This is a genomic window from Vreelandella sp. L-25 (assembly GCF_056857535.1).
This window is the reverse complement of sequence record NZ_JBSXNH010000025.1, coordinates 1-19645: the sequence shown is the minus strand read 5'-3', so window position 1 is coordinate 19645 and position 19645 is coordinate 1. Positions and strand designations below refer to the sequence as shown.

The window sequence follows — 19645 nt, the reverse complement described above, 5'->3', positions numbered from 1 at the left end:
TCAATGTTTTCTTCGGTTGAGGCCAATTGCTTCTAAAAAAGATTTTTTAAATCGACATTTAGGTGAGATTAACGCCAACGCTTCTGGATAGTCGTTTATTGCATGAACTCGTAGCTCTGAAAAATATGCGCCTGCTTTGCCTGGGTCTAAAGCTAAAGCTAAGTCACTACTCATGTTTAACATGAGAACAACTCTATTTAATTCACTTAGTAGCGGTGGCTCAATCAGATTGACTCTGATTTTTAAAGAAGCAGGAAAACGCCTGGCAAGTTCGAGTGATCGAAAATTCCCCACGCATACATATATTTTACTTCCACTGCCATTTTTCTTTTCATAGATAATAGGTGGTGAGAGAAGAATGGCTGCTTTAATGGCTTCCTCCGTCAGATCTCGCGCGTCTTTTAATAAAGGGGGGCGTAGCATAAGTGTTTTTAAAATATCGTGAGTAATATGCTCAGAGATTTCTATCTGAGACGCGGGCACAAGTTTTGAGCCTAGAAGATTTATCATCAAATTTTAAGGTATTTTGGCTTCATTTTTTATTAAATCTAACTGTGTTTTTGGTAAAAATCAAGACTATTTTTACATGCAAAATGTACCGGATAAATTTGGGTTTTAAAAGAATCAGTATAATTTTTATACATGCAGAAGTTGGGCAGATTAATGAGCAGGTGTAATATCCGTATTACTGATATTACACTTAAAATAAGTGCTTAAGCCGGTTGTTAGGGAAACGCTGCATAAATACGGCCGCCGCTGTCTTAGTACCCTCGGCAGGGTATAATTTGGTTAGCTATTGTTCGACAGAGTTTTCGATGAAGTAGGTCTCGTTTGCTCAGGCTGAGCATCAGAACAAGAAGAAGGCCACTCGCCGGGAGCGGCTCCTGGCACAGATGGATACCCTAATATCATGGCAGCGTCTGATCGAGGCGTTGTCGCCGTCTTACTTTCCTAAATCGGTGGGCAAGCGCGGTCGGCCACCAATCGGTCTAGAGCGAATGGTGCGGGCCTATTTCCCTGCAGCAATGGTACGGACTGGCCGACGAAGCGCTCGAAGATGCCATCTATGACAGCCAGGCCATGCGTGACTTCATCGGTATCGACCTTGCCATCGAAAGTGTTCCCGACGTGACCACATTGCTTCGCTTTCGCCATCCGCTGGAGAAGCATGCCCTGACCCATCGGGTCTTTGAAGAGATCAACGCCAGCTTAGCAGAACAGGGCCTGTTCATGCGCAAGGGTACTATCGTTGACGCCACTATTGTGATGACGGCACCTTTCACTAAGAACAAAGCGAAGCAACGTGATCCGGAGATGAAGCAAACCCGGAAGGGAAATCAATAGTTCTTCGGAATGAAGGTCCATATCGGCGTCGATGCTGTGACAGGGCTGGCCCACAGTGTGTTCGCCACCTCGGCGAATGTCGCCGATGTCACCATGGTGAGGCATCTGTTCAGAGAGGATGGTAAACGGATAGATGGCGACACAGGGTGTTTCGGCATGGGGAAATATCTAGTTGAAGAAAAGCAGAGTTCGGAGACGCGGTGCTTTGCCGCTGTCAGACGCAGCGCAATTAAGAAAATGGAAGACAGCTGGAAGAAAACGTTGATGCTGGCCCTTCGAAAAGACCAAAACCAATATCTATGCCAAGGTCGAGCATCCGTTTCATGGTGCGCCAGGCATGGCGCGAAGCGCCGCTCAGGCGCTATCCGGTCAACCGTGGTGGTTGGCGGGATGACTTGGGGGTGAGAGTCCCCTACGGACCCTGATAGCGGGAACCGTTAGCTGAACAGCAAGGGTGTCCGTCGCGAGGCGGAATCTGAAGGAAGCTGTAGGCAAACTCCCGGCCCGACGAACAGGAACCGCATACGAGGCAGCCACATCTGGGCGAGAGGGCCATGAAACTCGAAGCCCAATAGCTATCTAGAAGATGTGGAAGTAGATGCGGCGGGTAGATGGGAGGAAGGTCGCGCGCCTTACCCTGGGAGGCCTGTTCGCCTGCCATTGGCTACCGACACCGTGAGGTGTCCGGATGGGCGAACAGGAGTCAGCAGAGGCCATAGTAGGCTCTTTAACCAAGAGCTGAAGGGCTGAACCTGTCACGAGCGGATAGTTGACCGCTTTCTGATGTGTACGAGCAGAAGCCTCCCCGGAGGGCTCTCGATAACTGTGTGGCGGGCCGGAAGCCCAACGACTGTCGAAGCGCTTAGAGCACACAGGCGGGCGGATTCAGCGGAACGAAGCTCAGTCCAATAGTGGATGACAGGAACCGCCGTGGTACGGATCCGTATGCCCGGTGGTGTGAGAGGACGGGGGAGGCGACTCCCCCTCCTACTCGATTCATTAAGAACCTGTTTGGCTATCGCAAGGTTTGCTATAAGGGGCTGACTAAGAACCAAGCTCAGCTGTTCAGCCTATTTGCGTTGGCCAACCTGGTGTTGGCCGGACGATGCCAGAAACACGTTCATGGGGGTAGTGTGTCTTGAATCTGGCCAGGCAGCCGGAAAACACGGCTGCCCGGAAAAAATGCCACCGACAGTGGCTCAATAGTGATCGCGGGGACAACACTCAGGCGAACATTGTTCGCTGCAGTTGCCCGGGGATGAATTGATCAGCGTCCTCTCAGGTGATTCACCCAGGTATACGCTCAAAGAGCTGCTTCATCAGTGTGATCCTTCAGCGCCTGAGACTGCTGATAATATTGCCCGGTAGAATCTTAAAAAGTCGGTCGAGAAGAATGAGCTACTGTTGCAGACATTGTCGGTGCAAACAGGAGAAGCTCGAGAGGCTGCATATTGGGATAAGCGGGTCGTGATTGTGCGGATTCTTGAAGAGATACTCATTTGGCATATGTCTCCCACTCGTGAATTTTCTGCTAATATCTATATGAACGACATTATTAGAGGTGAAGACATGAATGATGCGTCTCAGTTCTGGATAGGTATATCGCCGATTTTGTTTATCATGATCGCTACATTAATTGCTGGCGGTTATGCAGTGTATAATAATATTAAGCGTTTTAAGGATAAATGAAATAATTTATAGCTATTTAGTTAATACGTCAGTCGCGAGAGGTGTTCGCCTAATATGCCTGCTTGTTAATTGAGTATTTCATAACATTTACCTGGCGCGCATTATGCGTGAGACCATTTGCGAGCTTGAAGCCGCTGACTTGGCGGCACCTCTGGTGGGATTCTACCAGTTAATAAGTCTTATATTCCCCTCAACTTCGATAACTTCCAGACGCATGGGGGCTTTATCGGTTTGGCCGCGGTGATCGTACTTTCTGATCAGACAATCTGCGCGGGGTGGCTACCAACCTATTAGCTTTCTTTGCTGATGAATCCTGCGGCTAATATACTCCCTATCGGGTGGGAGTAGAAAAATGTTTACGCTGCTTAAGCACAGCGAATCAGATGCCATGCTTCTGACACAGGTTTTTACATGCCTGAAGAGTGTGGTTTTGTAAAAATTTTCCCCCTGATCGTTTTTTGTCCCAATAGTATAGTCTTATTTAAGGGTTTGTTTAGGATAAAAAATGCCAACTACTTGGATAGTAACACGACATGCAGGTGCAATCGATTGGCTTAAGACCCGTGGTATTGAAGGTCAGCAGCGTGACCATTTAGACACCAGTTTTGAAAAGCCCCCCCTAAGTGAGAACTTGAAAAAAATCGTAAAATATGTAGCTTTGTGAGATTAAATCGAAATTTTCGATGTGGCTATCACCGTTACTATGTATTTGCACGGAGCACTCAGATGAACCGTCTTCACGACATTGACCTCAAGCTCCTCAGAACCTTCAGCGCCATTGTGGATGCAGGCGGGATCGCCGGAGCGCAGGTGACATTGAACTGTTCTCAATCGACGCTTTCCACGCAACTCTCCGACCTCGAAACCCGGCTAGGCTTCCGGCTTTGTCGGCGTGGGCGTAGCGGTTTTGCCGTGACTACCGAAGGAAAGAAGCTCCTTGAAGCGCTTGATGACCTCTTTGTTGCCACTGATCGCTTCCAGAATGCTGTTGCCACTATCTCAGGTGAAATGCGGGGTGTACTGCGCATAGGCGTCATGGATGCGATGCTAGCCAACTCGGCATGGCCACTCCACTCCGTGATTGAGCGTTTCTCCAAGCGAGCCAAAGAAACATGATCCTGCCCAGTAACAGTGGACACCTTAAGAACGTCATACGTTACGATGAGGTGAACCATGGCAAGATCGACAACATCAATGAAGAAAAAATCATATACCCGTTACTCAGATGGCTACCGGCAAGAAGCATTAGCGCTTGCTGATCGTATTGGCGTTGCAGCAGCGGCGCGTGAACTGGGAATACACGCGAGTCAGCTCTATCAGTGGCGATCTAAAGCACAGCTGCAGCAAGACACATCCGAGCGAGAGCGGTCGTTGGCAGAAGAAAACGCCCGCTTGAAGCGCCAACTAGCCGAGGCAAATGAAGAGCTGGCCATCACAAAAAAGGCCGCGGTGTACTTTGCGAAAAGCCTGAAGTGAAGTACGCCTTTATCCACCGTCATCGTCAGGCGTTCAGTATTCAGCGTATGTGCCATGTTGATCTTACCCAGCAACAGTGGACACTGGTTTAAGCGATCATTCGGGCTTCAAAGGCCTCTGGGCTGATCATCCCAATAGCACTGTGCCGCCGTTGTTTGTTGTAGTCCAGTTCGACGTACTCAAACACCTGGCGCCTCATATCGTTTCGCGTTGTAAATTGCTCCCCATGGATCGCTTCAACCTTGAGGCTGTGGAAGAAGCTTTCGGCACAGGCATTATCCCGGCTTATTCATGAGGCCGGCCTGAAAACGAAGATAGCGGATGGTATTCTCTTGAAAATTCAGTGTGTTCTGCCAAGAACCTGAACCAAGAGAGCCATCCGCTATGGGTGAAAGCCTATCCACCTGGACGCCCTCGTGCAACGGCGCTGTCCGTGTCGAGTTGAGTGGCCAGCGAACCACCAGCGACAGCGGCGCTCTGCTGTTGCGTGAAGCCCTCGACAACAGCGGCGTGATCGAGGCGCTGGAAGACAATCTGGTCGACCTCCGCAACCCGCTACGCATCCACCACTCGCTGGCCAGCCAGCTGCGTACCCTGGTGCTGCAGCGCGCGTTGGGTTGGATCGATCTCAGCGATACCGACTCGCTGCGCCGTGACCCGCTTTGGCAGCTGGCCTGCAGCGACGCGCGCGGGATGACGCCCCTGGCCCAAGACCGGCCGTCTCAAGCCACGTTGTCGCGGCTGCTGACCTGCCTTGGCCGCAACGACAACATCGATGTCGTGCACGAAGGCCTGCTGCGGCTGGTGCTCTGGCGCCTGACCTCGCTGAAGAACGGCGATCGTCCCAAGCAGCTGACGCTGGACATCGACGGCCTGCCGATCGAAGTCCACGGCCATCAGGGCGGCTCGGCCTATCACGGCCTTTACGGTACCCGCATCTACTCGCCGCTGGTCGCCTCGCTGGCCGAGACCGGCGACATGGTGGGCGGCCTGCTGCGCGAGGGCAACGCCGGCCCGGCCGAGAACGCCGACACCTGGATCCCGCATCTGGTGCGGCGACTCAACGAGAGCACCGGCGCCCAGGTTCGGGTGCGCATCGACGCCGGTTTCACCGACAACGCCAGAGCGGGTCACGGCGCAGCGAGTCGGTATCGCTGAGGTCGATCCAGCCCATCGCGCGCTGCAGCACCAGGGTACGCAGCTGACTGGCCAGCGAATGACGGATGCGCAGCGGGCTGCGCTGGTCGACCAGGTTGTCCTCGAGCGCCTCGATCACGCCGCTGTTGTCGAGGGCTTCACGCAGCAGCAAAGCGCCGCTGTCGCTGGTGGTGCGCTGGCCGCTCAACTCGACACGCACAGCGCCGTTGCACGAGGGCGTCCAGGTGGATAGGTTTTCACCCATGGCGAGTGGTCCTCTTGAATTGTGTTCTGCCAGGAACAGTTTGATTCTACAAGAGAAAACCACTCGCTATCTTCGTTTTCAGGCTGGCCTCGTGAATAAGACGGGTTAAGGCGATGGTATGCATGGCGTGCATCGACCGTTGCTTGCGAGCCAACTTTTCGCACAAAGCCTAGGATTAAAGAGTGATTGTGTTCTTGCGATCCCGCTTACAACTGATTTTTCTCACTGTCTGGTCGTCACAGTGGTGCAAGCATGGAAAACATGAATGCACCTTCATGCAGCATAAATTCTTCTGTATGCATCAAAAAGAGGCGCAATACCTACATTAATCGTGTTTAAAAGCCGCTATTGTGGTGCTTTGCTTAATTGGCACGCTTGTTGCTTTATCTTATTTATAGTTGTTTAGTGATAACGGCCTTCGACTTAAGAATAGCGTCAATGTATTGACAAAGTCGTTTAGGGGTCACAATCTAAGATTAGCAATTGACATATTGTGCGTTGGCATACACCGAAAGTGCACAGAGCAATAGGGCTCCCATCGTTACCGTCAGGTAGCGTTGTGAGCCCTTTTTTTATGTCTGGAAATAGGACGGTCAGTCAATGAACAGTCGTATCCCGGTTGGCATACTTTTCTCCACCCAAGGCCCCTACGCCACCGTTGGCCGCTCAATGCGTGATGGGGCGATACTGGCGCTGGAAGAGGTCAATCAGGACAAACGATATCCCTTTGAGCTTGTGCCCATTGAGTGCGAGCCAGCCGGGGACACCGCTGCTTACGGCACACACGTGCGGAGTTTGCTACGCCATGAGAGCGTAAAGCACGTGATTGGTTGCTATACGTCTTCAAGCCGCAAAGAAGTCATCCCGATTTTTGAAAAATACGATGGCTTGCTTTGGTATCCGTCTCACTACGAAGGTTTTGAGACCAATAATAACGTTATTTATACAGGCGCTGTTCAGAACCAGCATGTTTTGCCGCTGATGGATCATGTGCTTGCCCATATCACTCGCGATGTTTACTTCGTGGGATCTAACTATGTCTGGGCCTGGGAAAATGGCCGCATTATCAGAGAGCTGACTAAGGCGCATGGCGGGAAGATGATCGCTGAACGTTACCTGCAAGTCGGTGATCTGGATGTGGCGCGTATCATCGAAGAGATTCACGAAAAGCGGCCTGCCTTCATTATGAACATGCTGATCGGTGAGTCTAGCTACGCGTTTTACCGTGCGTTTGCCAAAGCACGTGATGAGAACGCAGCTCTTCAAAAAACGCTTGTTGGCAGCTGCACGCTTTGCGAGCCGGAACTTGCTCAAATTGGTCCGCAGGCGTGTGCTGGGCATCTCGCATCCAGCGTTTACTTCTCCACTATTGATACAGAAATTAACAAGCAGTTTGTAACTAGTTACCGCCAACGCTACGGCCATGATGCTCTGCCTAGTGCAGATGCAGAGGCTTCCTACAACACCGTTCATCTTCTTGCCTTGGCGCTGGCTGGCGCCGATTCAGTTGATATCGGACGGGTGAAAAAAGCCTTGCATAAAACGTCGTTCCAAGCCCCGCAGGGCATTGTCCATGTCGATCCTGAGAGCAATCACAGCTACTTGACTGTTCGGCTAGGAATATCCCGTGAAGACGCGACGTTTAAGGTGATCTCAGAAGCAAGCGCACCCGTTCGCCCGGATCCTTATCTCGTTTGGACTGAAGCATGTGGTGAAAGCTCTGCTCAGTCGAAAACGCCCATGGCTCAAAACAATATTGGCTTGAGGATCGTGCGATGACTGTTACCACGCGACGCAACTTCAGGGGCCATCGTGCATTGATTGTATGTGCCGCCGAAAGAGATCAAGAGGTGCTGACTCAGTTCCTTGTGGAGCTTGGAGTCACTCCAGTCGTTCATGAAAGCCTGGATGAGGCTGGATCTGATAGTCCGTTTGACCTGGTGTTCTTTGACGATGAGTTGGGGCGTCAGTTTGACGACATCGCGCATATGATAGATCGAGTGCAGGGGCCGGCAATTGCACTTATTGGCTCAGATGCCCCGAGCTCGGTCAACTGGTTCATTGAGCGCCGCGTCTCTGGCTATCTCACCAAACCGCTACGTAAGGCCGGCATTCTCGCGAGCCTTATGATTGCTTACCAAACGTTTAATCAGTGCTATGAGACGGAGCAAAAACTTCATCGTTTGGAACAGCAGGTTCGTGCGCGCCAAGTCGTCTGCACGGCGGCGATCAAGCTCATTGAGGATATGGAGATTTCAGTAAATGACGCCTTTGCCCTGTTGCGTTCGGCGAGCATGAACCGACGCCTGTCTCTTGAGGATTTCGCGGCAATGATTGTCTCGGGTGAGATCGCGGTGGCGGCACTAAAGGAAGACGCCGACATCATCCATCGTCTTAGGGAAACCCAGTTAAACCGCTATTCATAGCGGATTCCTTGAGGTTAATCGAAGCGGAACATATTGGTAAGGCTACAAGAGCAAAAAGTCGTCTCTCATTTTATGAAGAGGCCTCTAGGGAGTTGTGTTGCTGCAGGACGGCGAGGAAGAAAAAAAGTAAAACTTAATCAGGGGTATAAAAATGAAATACTCAACAATTCAGAGAACTGCAACCTTATCAACGTTGCTAGCGGGCTCATTAGTGACTAGCGCTTCAGCAAATGATCCTATCCAGATCGGTGTGCTCGAAGATCAGTCCGGCAACTTTGCAGCTGTGACGCAGGCTAAGGTTAATGCCATAGAGTTAGCGGCTGAGGAAATAAATGAGGCGGGCGGCATCGCTGGTCGCGAGGTGGAACTTGTTATTTACGATACTCAGTCTGATGATCGTCGATACCAAGAGTTGATGCGGCGGGTTCTCCAGCGTGATCAGGTAGATACCGTTTTTGCGGGTTTTGCTTCGTCATCACGGGAAGCGTACCGACCGATTGTTAACCAATTTGATGGGTTAGCGTTTTATAACAATCAGTACGAAGGCGGCGTGTGTGACGCCAACATGATCGTCACTGGCGCAGTTCCTGAGCAGCAGTTTTCGACGCTAATTCCCTGGATGATGGAAGAGTATGGCCCTAACGTCTATACGATTGCCGCGGATTATAACTTTGGTCAGATTTCGGCGGAGTGGGTACGTCGGATTGTAGAAGAAGAGGGCGGAGAAATAGTGGGCGAGGATTTCATCCCCCTGGGTGTTTCCCAGTTCTCGCAGACCATTCAGAACATTCAGGGTGAAGCTCCAGACTTTGTCGTGACGTTATTGGTTGGCTCCAATCAGGCGTCTTATTACGAGCAGGCAGCATCTGCCAACCTTGGACTTCCGATGGCCTCGTCGGTAAATGTTGGGCAGGGCTACGAGCATAAGCGTTTTGCGCCACCAAGCCTTGCAAACATGTACGTTACGACGAACTTCATTGAAGAAGTTGACACCCCTGAGGCGAATGCTTTCGTTGAGAAGTTCTATGAACGCTTCCCTGATACGCCCTATGTGAATCAGGAAGCAGCGAACTCTTATATCGCTATGCACCTTTATAAGCAGATGGTTGAACGTGCTGACGGATCGACCGATAAGGATGACCTTCGTGCAGTTATCGCCGAGGGAGATGTCTGCTTTGATGGCCCTTCCGGCACCGTGTGTCTAGACCCTAGGAGCCAGCATATGTCTCACAATATCTTTCTGGCGAAAGTGGATGAGAACCACGAGATTTCTTTTCCCGAAACTTGGGAAAATATTGAGCCTTACTGGCTGGGTGAAAACGGCTGTGACCTGACCCAGAACGACCCAAGTGCTCAGTACACTCCTTCTAGCCCTCCAAACGAGTAAATATCACGCACCGTCCCGGCAGGGTGATGAGCTTCGCCCTGCCTGACTTGTGAAGTTGCATTAAGCGGGAAACCTCGCTGGCTTTTCCTGCTCAGGAGCCTGGATATGGAATATTTACATTTCGCATTTACAGCGTTTTATCAGTTTGGGGATGCGTTTGCCTTCTTGGTGCTATCCGCCATGGGGCTTGCTGTAATTTTTGGGATGATGGGCATCATCAACTTGGCTCACGGCGAGTTTATTATGTGCGGCGCCTACGTAACGGTGGCAACGGCGCGCATGGGGGTTCCACTGCCCATCGCTATGGTATGCGGCAGCCTTGCTGCTGGGATTCTGGGCATTGTGCTTGAGCGCACGATTATTCATCGGCTCTACCATCGGCCGTTGGACTCTATTGTGGCCACCTGGGGGATCAGCCTGATTCTTACTCAAGGTACGCTGATTGTGCTTGGCTCCAGCATGGCAGGTGTCAGTACGCCGCTGGGTAGTTTTTCGGTGGGTAACTACAGCTATTCAACCTATCGAATGGTACTGCTTGGTGTGGCCGTGCTCGTGCTTATTGGCTTGTATCTGCTGTTTCACCATACGACGTTCGGTATCCACTCACGGGCAACGATCCAAGCACCCCACATGGCGAAAGCTGCGGGTATCGACACCGGGCGTATGTACTCCCTTACCTTCGGCCTTGGGGCAGCGCTGGCGGGATTGGCAGGCGCTCTTTATGCACCCACGATCTCTATCGTCCCGACACTTGGCGCCAATTTCTTAGTAGAAAGTTTTGTGACAGTTGTCGTCGGCGGTGCTGATGTGTTCCTGGGTACAGCACCAGCAGCGGCTACGCTCGCGGTTATCAAGGCTTTTCTGACTGGCTGGCAAGGGCAGTTAATGGGGCAGGTGGGGCTGTTGATCACGGTCATGGTGGTTATCCGTATTCTCCCACAAGGCCTGTCTGGCTGGTTACTCAAGGGGCGTACATAAATGGGTATATTGCAAAGACAAGGTTCGAATACAGCTCGGTCAGCGTCTCGAATGCCACATTGGATACGACTCGTTAATGGCCCGCAAACATTAGGCCGCGGTCCGCTGTTTTGGGTCGGCTTTGCCTTGGCCATTGGCACAGCCGTTGTTTATCCCGCTTTCGCAGATGCCTGGAGCGTTGGTAATACCGCCTATTTCATTTGCTGGGTGTTTATGGCGCTTGGGCTGTCGTTGATCTGGGGATATACGGGGGCGCTCAGCTTTGGCCAAACTGCTTTCTTCGGGCTTGCCGGGTATACGTATGGCGTCATCACGATTAACTTTGGCGCGGCATACGGAATGACCCTTGTCGGCTTGCTACTTGGCGTTGGTATGTCGTGTCTGGGGGCGGCGTTGCTTGGCTACATGCTTTTTTATGGACGTATTAGCGGCGTATTTCTGGGTATTGTAACTCTTTCTACCACGTTGGTCTTCGCCACCTTTATGGCACAGACAGCGGGCTCTCAGTGGGCGATAGGCGATGCTCGACTTGGTGGCGACAATGGTATGACCGGTATGCCGCCACTGACAATTCCTTGGGCTGGGGGAGATATAGCGCTGTATTCGGGAGTACCACTTTATTACCTTCTTCTGGCCATGCTGGTTCTTTGCTATCTGGGCTTAAGGGTTCTGGTCAATTCTAGATTCGGCAATGTCCTGGTTGCCATTCGTGAAAATCCGCACCGCGCTGAAATGCTCGGTTACGACATACGCCGCTATCAGTTAATTGCTTTTGTGATTGGCAGTGGCTTAGCGGGACTTTCCGGAGTGCTCTATACCGCTTGGGGGCAGTACATCAGCCCGTCCAACATGAATTTGGCGGCCGCCGCATTACCCATTATTTGGGTGGCAGTGGGTGGGCGTAAAGACCTCACCGCAACGCTGGTGGGCACCTTGGTAGTGCTTGGCATCTTCCAGAACCTAACTATTTACGGTAGCTACTACGCCTTTGTCATTATGGGGTTGCTGCTGGTCGTCGTCGTGGTCTTTTTACCGGAAGGGTTGATCCCGGGGTTGGTCAAGTTATTTGGTCGCCATCGTAAGCGTAAGGAGGGCATGTCGTGACCATATTGCGAACTGAGAAATTATATAAGCATTTCGACGGCGTCAAAGTTGCTCAGGATGTGAACTTCTCAATGGAGCATGGTGAGATTCGATGCCTGATTGGTCCGAATGGCGCTGGGAAGAGCACGTTTTTCAAGCTTGTACTCGGTGAGCATCAACCAAGCTCAGGTGAGATCTACTTTTCAGATCAAAAAATTACCAAGCTTCGTTCCTTCGAGCGCGTGAAACAGGGAATTGCCGTCAAGTTCCAGGTGCCGGGTATTTTCTCCGAACTCTCCGTTTGGCAAAACATGCAAATCGCGGTTCAAAACCACCTGCATGGTGATTCCATGACATCGGCTATCGATAAAGCACTCGCTTTTGTAAGGCTTACCGATAAAGCCGGAGAACTTGCTGGAGAACTCTCACACGGGGAACAGCAGTGGCTTGAGATCGGTATGGCAGTGAGCACAGAGCCGCGTTTACTACTTCTTGACGAACCGACAGCTGGCATGACACCAGAAGAAACGGCGCGCACGGGCGAGATGATCCAGGAGCTCAATCGCAAAGGTATGTCGATTTTGGCGGTTGAACACGACATGGAATTTGTGCGCCAAATTGCCCACAAGGTCACTGTACTGAACTTCGGTGAAATCTTTGCGGAAGGCACGATCAACGAAATAGAGGCTAACGAAGAGGTTGCACGTATTTACCTGGGGACAGCCGATGACGACGAATAGTACAAATCTGTTGAGCGTGGAGGGCGTCATTTCTGGCTACGGTACCACCTCAGTGCTGCAAGAGGTCAGCCTGAGTGTTGGTCGCGGCGAGGTGGTAGCCGTCATCGGTCGAAATGGCGTCGGCAAGACGACGTTAATGAAAACGCTGATTGGTCTTATCAAGAATCGGCAAGGCATTATCCGTTTCGATGGTAAGGATATTAGCGCGCTCGAATCTCACGAACGTGCGCGTTTGGGCATTGGTTATATCCCGCAAGGGCGTGAGGTCTTCTCGCGCATGACCGTCTGGGAAAATCTCAAGGTCGGCGAAATGCTCCAACAGCCTGGCGAGGGTGTTGACTATGAGCGGGTTTACGAATTCTTCCCCATCTTGAAAGAGCGGGCTAATCAACGAGCGGGCACCTTCAGCGGCGGGCAACAGCAACAGCTTGCTATCGGCCGTGCCATGGTGGGCAAGCCGAAACTTATGCTACTCGACGAACCCTCGGAAGGTATTCAGCCCAACATCGTAAAGGACATTTCACGAAACATTCTCAAGCTCAATCGCGAGCTGGGCGTAACCATTCTCCTCGTAGAGCAGAACCTGGACATGATCATGACCATGGCGCAACGCTGCTACGTCATGGATAAGGGAAAAATTACCCATGAGCTTGCGAAGGAGCAACTCCGTGATCGTGACGCAATGCGTCGAATTCTGGCTGTATAAGCAGGATGAGATAGCCATCAATACTATTTAACCATGACTCAACTCCGGTCTGCAGTAGCTGGAGCGATGACTGAAAGCACCTAAAAAGGAGTAGAACAATGAACTGGTTTGAACATTCCATCATGGCGCGTCGCGCCGTCGCCAAAGGTAAGCCTGGTACTACACACCAACTAACTGAAGCGGCTCAAGGTCAGTATCACTATACGCTTGGTCCTAACCCCAAGCCCGTTCTGCACATCCAACCGGGCGATATCGTTAGTGCTGAAACCCATGATGCTTTCGAAGGAAAACTGCGCTCGGAAAGCGACAAGCCCAGCGAGTTGCTTAATTTACCTTATCTTAATCCGCAGAACGGACCGATCTACGTAGAGGGGGCGGAGAAGGGCGATTGCCTGGCGGTTTATATCCGAGACATGAAACCTCGTGGCCCCCAGCCCTGCGGGACGACAGCACTGATTACCGAATTTGGTGGACTAGTGGCGACCGGTGATACTGCGCTACTCAACGCACCGCTACCGGAGCGGGTAAAGAAGGTCGAGATAGACGCGGAAACCGGCGTGAAGTGGAGCGATAAAATAACCCTTCCTTACCAGCCTTTTATTGGCACCATTGGGGTATCACCAGAGATTGAGTCGATTAGCTCGCTGGTTCCCGATTATTACGGCGGCAATATGGACTTACCTGATGTAGCACCGGGTGCGGTGATCTATCTGCCGGTGCATACCAAAGGTGCTTATCTTTATTTAGGTGACTGCCATGCGGCGCAGGGTGATGGTGAGTTGTGCGGCGTGGCGATCGAGCATCCTACCGTGACCACCGTTCAGGTCGACTTGATTAAAGATTGGACGTTCAAATGGCCGCGTCTGGAAAATGAACAGTTCTATATGACCATCGGTTCAGCGCGTCCCATGGAAGATGCCACCCGGATTGCCTACAGAGAGCTGGTACGCTGGCTGGCTGCTGAGTTTGATTTCGATGAAATAGAGGCCTACATGCTTCTTACCCAGGCAGGGCGAGTGCGGTTAGGCAATATGGTGGATCCAAAATATACATTGGGCGCTTCTATCTTCAAGTCCATCGTTGGGCAAGCACGCTAGCGAGCGGGGAGGACAATATGAAATACCTTGCCGCCACCGTGCAGTTTGAGCCTGAAATGTTTGCTAAAGAGCGAAATATTGATGTTCTAAAGCGGTTAGTGGAAGAGGCGGCTGCGTCTGGTGCGCGGCTAATCATAACGCCGGAGATGGGTCTTACCGGCTATTGCTGGTATGACAGAGGGGAGGTTGCACCCTACGTCGAACAAGTGCCAGGGCCCTCAACCCAAAGCTTCGCCGCTCTGGCGGCGAAGCTTGACTGCTATATCGTTATCGGGCTGCCAGAAATTGATGCTGGCAATGGGCTTTACTACAACACGGCTGTTTTAGTTGGCCCTGAGGGCTATTTAGGAAAACATCGTAAAAGCCATCCTTATATCGCCGAGCCAAAGTGGGCGGCTTCAGGCGACACTGGCCATCAAGTGTTCGAGACGTCACTGGGCCGTATCGCGCTGCTCATCTGCATGGACATTCATTTTCTTGAAACTGCACGGTTGGTCGCGCTGCAGGGTGCCGAGGTCATTTGCCATCTGAGTAATTGGCTGGCTGAGCGAGCGCCAGCACCCTATTGGATCAGTCGTGCCAAAGAAAACGGCTGCTATCTTATTGAGAGCAATCGCTGGGGGATGGAGCGCGGCGTTCAATTCAGTGGCGGTAGCTGCGTGATTGATCCAGATGGATATATCCAGGCTAGCCGCGATGACGGTGATGGCATCGTGTTTGGTGAGATTGATACTGAACGAGTAACGGGGCCGTTGACCAGTGAGCGTCGCCCAGATCTTTATCATGAGCTACTTCATCAAACACACGCTTGGAACCCGCTAGACTTTTTCAGGCTTTATGGCCATCAGCCACTGCCCAATGGAAAAACAAGCACCATCGCCGTTGCTCAATTTTCCCCATCGAATAATCTCGACGATAACCTTTCCAAATGCACTGATTTGATTGCCCAAGCAGAGGGTGCCGAGCTTATTGTTTTTCCTGAGCTGGCGCTTACCGGGTTAGACACTGGCGGTATCAATCCCATCTCACAGCGTCATGGTGTTTTCGACACACTGCGTCGACTCGCTGAGGAGCGTCAACAGTACTATGTAGTAGGTTTCGCGGAACAGTCGGGAGAACATCTCTATAATGCTGCCGCTCTGGTAGGAGCGCAGGGCGTTATGGCGGTTTATCGTAAGATTCACTTAAATAAGGCAGACCGTAAATGGGCGAACCCTGGCGATTGCTGGGTAAGCTTCGATCTGCCGCTAGGACGGCTAGGCTTATTGATTGGCCATGATGCTGATTTCCCCGAAGCGGGCCGCATCTTGGCGCTGCGGGGGTGCGATGTCATCGCTTGTCCTGCTGCCTTGCCAGGGCCATTTCACTGTGCCCATCCCGGTACTGACATTCGTCAGCCAGCACCTATTCCCACCGGCCCGGACGAGCACCATTGGCACCATTATCGGGTGCGCGGTGGCGAGAACAACTGCTATTTCGCTTTCGCCAACGTGCATATGCCCGACGCTGGATTACCGGGGCTAAGCGGTATATTCGGCCCGGATACGTTTCATTTTCCTCGCCGAGAATCATTGTTAACCAGCGCGAATGGCTGCGTTCAGCTTGCTATCGACACGAGCAACCTGGATTCGGCTTACCCAAACAGCGCTGTGCGCCGAAAGGACCTAGTGGTGATGCGCCTGCCACACCACTATCCGAAATTGTTGGAGCGATAGCTTGTATTTCCCTCGCTAAATGCCTTTTCAGGCAATCGTTCGTGTATAGGAGTAGTTGACTATGAGTGTGAAGCGACCCGGCATTGATACGTTGGCAGCCATTTCCGATTATTACGGCTTTGACCTTTCCTTTGAAGAACTGGGAGAATTCCAGTCCGCCGTTGCTGGCTCAATGGCCATTTATGATCGCCTGGATGAACTGGCGGATGAATCATTGCCCGTAAATTATCCGCGAGCAGATATGGGTTATCGCCCAGTCGGTGACGACAACCCGCTCAATGGCTGGGCGTGGAAGTGTTCGGTGCCTGGGGCAGAAGAGGGTCCACTTGCGGGCCGAACGGTAGCGCTAAAGGATAACATCGCTCTGGCAGGCATCCCGATGATGAATGGTTCGCCGATCATGGAAGGTTTTGTGCCCCGGGAGGATGCCACAGTGGTTACCCGGCTTCTCGACGCTGGCGCGCACATCATCGGCAAGACAGCCGTTCCTGCGTTCTGTTTTGACGGTGGAGGCTGTACCGGCTATCCCGAACCCCAGCCGGTTAATCCCCATGACCGTGAGCGTCTAGCTGGCGCTTCTTCCAACGGCAGCGCCGTGGTGGTGACCAACGGTGAAGTCGATATGGCGCTGGGAGGTGATCAGGGCGGCTCTATTCGACTACCCGCCTCATGGAGCGGTTGCTACGGGATTAAAGGAACACATGGCCTAGTGCCTTATACAGGTATTTTCCCCATTGAGCTTACTCTTGACCACGTAGGCCCTATGGCGCGCACCGCCGAAGATTGCGCCCGTATGTTGGAGGTACTTGCTGGCTCGGATGGGTTAGATCCACGCCAATACGACGTGCGTACCGCGAAATACACAGAATCGCTAAGTGAAGATCTCACTGGCATTCGCATTGGCATCCTACGTGAAGGGTTTGGCATTGCCGGTGTCAGTGAATCTGACGTGGACGCAGCCGTTAAAGAAGCCATCAGCGTGCTGGAAAAAGTGGGCGCTCGTGCCACGGAGGTATCGGTACCCATGCATAACGACGGGCTTGCACTGTGGAGTGCGATTGCCTTTGAGGGCGCCACCGAACTCATGGTCAGGGGCGATGGTTACGGCACAAACTGGCGGGGGCATTACAGCACACAGCTTATGGACTTTTACGGCAGGGCTCGCCGCGCTCGTGGTCATGACTTTAGTGACACAGTAAAAATGACGGTCCTCGCCGGGCACTACATGTCCGAACAGTACAATCGCCACTACTATGGTAAAGCCCAGAATATCGGTAGGCGTCTCGCGCGCGATTATGACAACGCTCTGCAGGAATATGACTTGTTAATCATGCCTACCACCGCTATGAAAGCGGTAAAGAGACCGGCTGATAAAAGTCTCAATAGCACACTTGCTGGTGCGCTTAGCAACCTGCACAACACGGCCCCGTTTGATGTCAGTGGCCACCCGGCCATGAGCGTCCCGGTCGGTTTTTCGGAGGGCTTGCCCGTAGGCATGCAATTAGTGGGTAGACGCTGGGATGAAGCGACCGTGCTTAAAGTCGCCCATGCTTACCAAGTCGCTATCGGCTAGCGGTATAAAAAGTTGACGCAGTAGTAACCCGGTTATCTTCGATATATCTTAAGACGAGCGGGTTACTATGATCCCGTCTCATTCACGAGGGCTCTGATCGGGCAGTCTGAAGCTACGTGCCATCGGCATTGCTCGTAAGGATCCGTATTTCCGGCGTGAGCGCCTGCTTCGTAATGCCCGAACACTGCGTTTCTTTCGCCGATTTATAACCTCCAGGAATGAATCTCGACCTTCAAAGCAGCCGTGATCGCCGACCGCCCCCGCGGCCGCTCGACTTCTGGTGCTGTGGTGGTCTCGTTGGAGCGTCAACTCAACGCGGTCAGCTTTGGCAACCCCTTCAGCAGCGTCGGCCACCACTTGTCGGCAGCGGCTCCGAGATGAACGGTGATTCGCCGAGCGTGCAGCCTCAGCGTGGCGGCCACCTTCAGCACCTGCTCGCGTATCCGGCTCAGGCTCCAGCCTTGCCGAGTCTGCCGCTCCAGCAGGCAGCTCAGGCCATGCAGGACCTGGTAGGCGTAGAGGCTGAGCAGCAGGCTCACCTCGTTGCGCGCCATCACGTCCTGGACGGTGGAGGCGCCGCGATCCGTCGACGAGAGGTGCACGTCGAGCGCCGACTTCACTTCGCCCATGTGCGCCTCGGCGCTGCCCGCTTGCGATAGAGCGCCAGGATCTTCTCCGGCGGCCAGTCGAACTTGCCGAGGTTGGTGACCAGGAAGAAGGCATGCAGCAGCAGGTCATCGGGGCGTTCCTGCACCACCAGCACTACGCGCCGCGGTGCCGGCCAGGAGCCGGCTTGGTACTCCAGATCGTGGCACCACTCCCGAGGCTGCTCGGGTGGCCGACCGGGTGGCCGCTTCAGGAGCGGTGCTGCCAGCTTCTGTAGACCGGTGTGACTGCGCAACCGGCCCAGGTATTCGATCATCAGAACCGCAAGAGGGAAACATGGCAGGTGCACAGGAACCTGAGGTCATGTCCACGAAACAATTGCGGATAGCAGCGCTGGCAGAGCGCTTACCGCAGCGTGCCTTCACGTCTCTGGCGCACTATATCGATGCCCAGTGGCTAAAGACGGCCACCCTGATGACGCGCCGTGATGGTGCCGTCGGGATTGATGGCCAGACGGCGGACGACTTCGTGCGCGACTTCGAGGCCAACATCCAGCGGCTGCTGGAGGACGCCAAGAGCGGTCGTTACAAGGCGCCGCCGGTGCGACGCATCCACATTCCCAAGGGAGATGGGCGCAACACACGGCCGATCGGTATCCCCACCTTCGAAGACAAGGTCCTGCAGCGTGCCGTGGTGGCCCTGCTGGAGCCGCTCTACGAGCATGACTTTCTGGATTGCTCATATGGTTTCCGGCCGGGCCGCTCAGCGCATCAGGCCGTCAAGGCGGTGTGGGAAGGGCTGTCGTCGATGAGCGGTGGCTGGGTCATTGACTTGGACATCAAAGCCTTCTTCGACACGATCGACCATCAGCACCTGCGAGACGTTCTGCAGCAACGAGTGAAGGACGGTGTGGTCCTCCGCCTGATCGGCAAGTGGCTCAAGGCCGGGGTATTGGAAGCCGGGCAATGGCAGAAAGGGGAGGTGGGAAGCCCGCAAGGGGGTGTGATATCCCCGTTGTTGGCGAATATCTACCTGCACTATGTGCTGGACGAGTGGTTCGAGAAGGACGTCAAGCCACGACTTCAAGGGCGAGCATTCCAGGTGCGGTTTGCCGATGATGCCGTCCTGGCGTTCAACACAGAAGCCGACGCCTGCAAGGTGCTGGAGGTGCTGCCCATGCGTATTCCGCCCTATCGTGACCGCCCATTCCGTTTGAACGTGACCGTCTATTCTGGATGATGGTGACCGCGCATTCCGTTTTATCGTGACCGATTTTGGGCAGTTTTCCGGAATCGCTGGTCACGTTGCCGGAATCATCGGTCACGTTCCCCCGGAATCACATCCAACACGCTGGAATTCTTCAACTTTATTCGGCATACCCTTCTTTTTCATCACGAGGAAGTGCGGATGCCGGCTGCGAGGA

15 protein-coding genes and 7 pseudogenes are annotated in these 19645 nt (G+C 53.0%); 18 read left to right on the top strand and 4 right to left on the bottom strand.

The window, feature by feature from the left end; translation table 11 throughout:
* Entirely contained in the window at nt 1-483 is a 483-nt protein-coding gene (locus AC13CN_RS01595; RefSeq protein ID WP_159343427.1) for a hypothetical protein, read from the bottom strand.
* A 341-nt stretch (nt 484-824) separates the two neighbouring features.
* Here AC13CN_RS01595 and AC13CN_RS01590 point away from each other — a divergent pair.
* From AC13CN_RS01590 to AC13CN_RS01565, 6 genes and pseudogenes are all read left to right on the top strand, one after another.
* Nucleotides 825-1669: pseudogene (locus tag AC13CN_RS01590) on the top strand (IS5 family transposase); the annotation flags it as partial.
* A 661-nt stretch (nt 1670-2330) separates the two neighbouring features.
* Nucleotides 2331-2486 (top strand): annotated as a pseudogene (locus tag AC13CN_RS01585) (IS5/IS1182 family transposase); the annotation flags it as partial.
* Between the two features lie 262 nt (nt 2487-2748).
* Complete coding sequence (locus tag AC13CN_RS01580; protein ID WP_159343426.1) at nt 2749-3033, top strand: hypothetical protein; 285 nt, start codon at nt 2749-2751, stop codon at nt 3031-3033.
* 505 nt (nt 3034-3538) lie between these two features.
* A complete protein-coding gene (locus AC13CN_RS01575; protein ID WP_483052970.1) occupies nt 3539-3697 on the top strand; it encodes a CRISPR-associated protein Csx16 in 159 nt (52 codons plus the stop codon).
* Between the two features lie 62 nt (nt 3698-3759).
* Nucleotides 3760-4149, top strand: coding sequence for a LysR family transcriptional regulator (locus AC13CN_RS01570; protein ID WP_483052969.1), 390 nt, complete (start codon nt 3760-3762; stop codon nt 4147-4149).
* 57 nt (nt 4150-4206) lie between these two features.
* A pseudogene (locus AC13CN_RS01565) lies at nt 4207-4568 on the top strand (transposase); the annotation flags it as partial.
* A gap of 29 nt (nt 4569-4597) precedes the next feature.
* Here the strand turns inward: AC13CN_RS01565 and AC13CN_RS01560 are convergent.
* Nucleotides 4598-4789 (bottom strand): annotated as a pseudogene (locus tag AC13CN_RS01560) (IS3 family transposase); the annotation flags it as partial.
* A 104-nt stretch (nt 4790-4893) separates the two neighbouring features.
* Here AC13CN_RS01560 and AC13CN_RS01555 point away from each other — a divergent pair.
* Nucleotides 4894-5631: pseudogene (locus AC13CN_RS01555) on the top strand (IS1380 family transposase); the annotation flags it as partial.
* Here AC13CN_RS01555 and AC13CN_RS01550 read toward each other — a convergent pair.
* Nucleotides 5627-5950, bottom strand: a pseudogene (locus AC13CN_RS01550) (transposase); the annotation flags it as partial. The pseudogenes AC13CN_RS01555 and AC13CN_RS01550 sit on opposite strands and share 5 nt — an antisense overlap.
* Nucleotides 5951-6511: 561 nt before the next feature.
* On the opposite strand from AC13CN_RS01550, the gene AC13CN_RS01545 reads away from it, so the two are divergent.
* The 10 genes from AC13CN_RS01545 (at nt 6512) to AC13CN_RS01500 (ending at nt 17616) form a co-directional block, all read left to right on the top strand.
* Nucleotides 6512-7690, top strand: a complete 1179-nt coding sequence (locus AC13CN_RS01545) for a transporter substrate-binding domain-containing protein (protein ID WP_253557831.1) — start codon at nt 6512-6514, stop codon at nt 7688-7690.
* On the top strand, nt 7687-8337 hold the full coding sequence (locus AC13CN_RS01540) for an ANTAR domain-containing response regulator (protein ID WP_253557828.1): 651 nt from the start codon (nt 7687-7689) through the stop codon (nt 8335-8337). The genes AC13CN_RS01545 and AC13CN_RS01540 overlap by 4 nt, the downstream gene beginning before the upstream one ends.
* 151 nt (nt 8338-8488) lie before the next feature.
* A complete protein-coding gene (locus AC13CN_RS01535) occupies nt 8489-9724 on the top strand; it encodes an urea ABC transporter substrate-binding protein (RefSeq protein WP_273422214.1) in 1236 nt (411 codons plus the stop codon).
* Between the two features lie 105 nt (nt 9725-9829).
* Nucleotides 9830-10702, top strand: coding sequence for an ABC transporter permease subunit (locus AC13CN_RS01530; protein ID WP_218313988.1), 873 nt, complete (start codon nt 9830-9832; stop codon nt 10700-10702).
* The gene (locus tag AC13CN_RS01525; RefSeq protein WP_253557823.1) at nt 10703-11806 is read left to right on the top strand and encodes an ABC transporter permease subunit; all 1104 of its coding nucleotides are present in this window, start codon (nt 10703-10705) and stop codon (nt 11804-11806) included.
* Nucleotides 11803-12525, top strand: coding sequence for an ABC transporter ATP-binding protein (locus AC13CN_RS01520; protein WP_180091736.1), 723 nt, complete (start codon nt 11803-11805; stop codon nt 12523-12525). The genes AC13CN_RS01525 and AC13CN_RS01520 overlap by 4 nt, the downstream gene beginning before the upstream one ends.
* A complete protein-coding gene (gene urtE / locus AC13CN_RS01515; RefSeq protein WP_253557821.1) occupies nt 12512-13231 on the top strand; it encodes an urea ABC transporter ATP-binding subunit UrtE in 720 nt (239 codons plus the stop codon). The genes AC13CN_RS01520 and urtE overlap by 14 nt, the downstream gene beginning before the upstream one ends.
* 98 nt (nt 13232-13329) lie before the next feature.
* Entirely contained in the window at nt 13330-14328 is a 999-nt protein-coding gene (locus AC13CN_RS01510) for an acetamidase/formamidase family protein (RefSeq protein ID WP_483052968.1), read from the top strand.
* Between the two features lie 17 nt (nt 14329-14345).
* Nucleotides 14346-16043, top strand: a complete 1698-nt coding sequence (locus AC13CN_RS01505) for a nitrilase-related carbon-nitrogen hydrolase (protein ID WP_253557790.1) — start codon at nt 14346-14348, stop codon at nt 16041-16043.
* 61 nt (nt 16044-16104) lie between these two features.
* The gene (locus tag AC13CN_RS01500; protein WP_218313983.1) at nt 16105-17616 is read left to right on the top strand and encodes an amidase; all 1512 of its coding nucleotides are present in this window, start codon (nt 16105-16107) and stop codon (nt 17614-17616) included.
* A gap of 305 nt (nt 17617-17921) precedes the next feature.
* Here the strand turns inward: AC13CN_RS01500 and AC13CN_RS01495 are convergent.
* Nucleotides 17922-18535: pseudogene (locus AC13CN_RS01495) on the bottom strand (transposase); the annotation flags it as partial.
* A gap of 23 nt (nt 18536-18558) precedes the next feature.
* Between AC13CN_RS01495 and AC13CN_RS01490 the strand changes: the two are divergent.
* Entirely contained in the window at nt 18559-19461 is a 903-nt protein-coding gene (locus AC13CN_RS01490) for a reverse transcriptase domain-containing protein (protein ID WP_483052967.1), read from the top strand.
* The last annotated feature ends 184 nt before the right edge of the window (nt 19462-19645 follow it).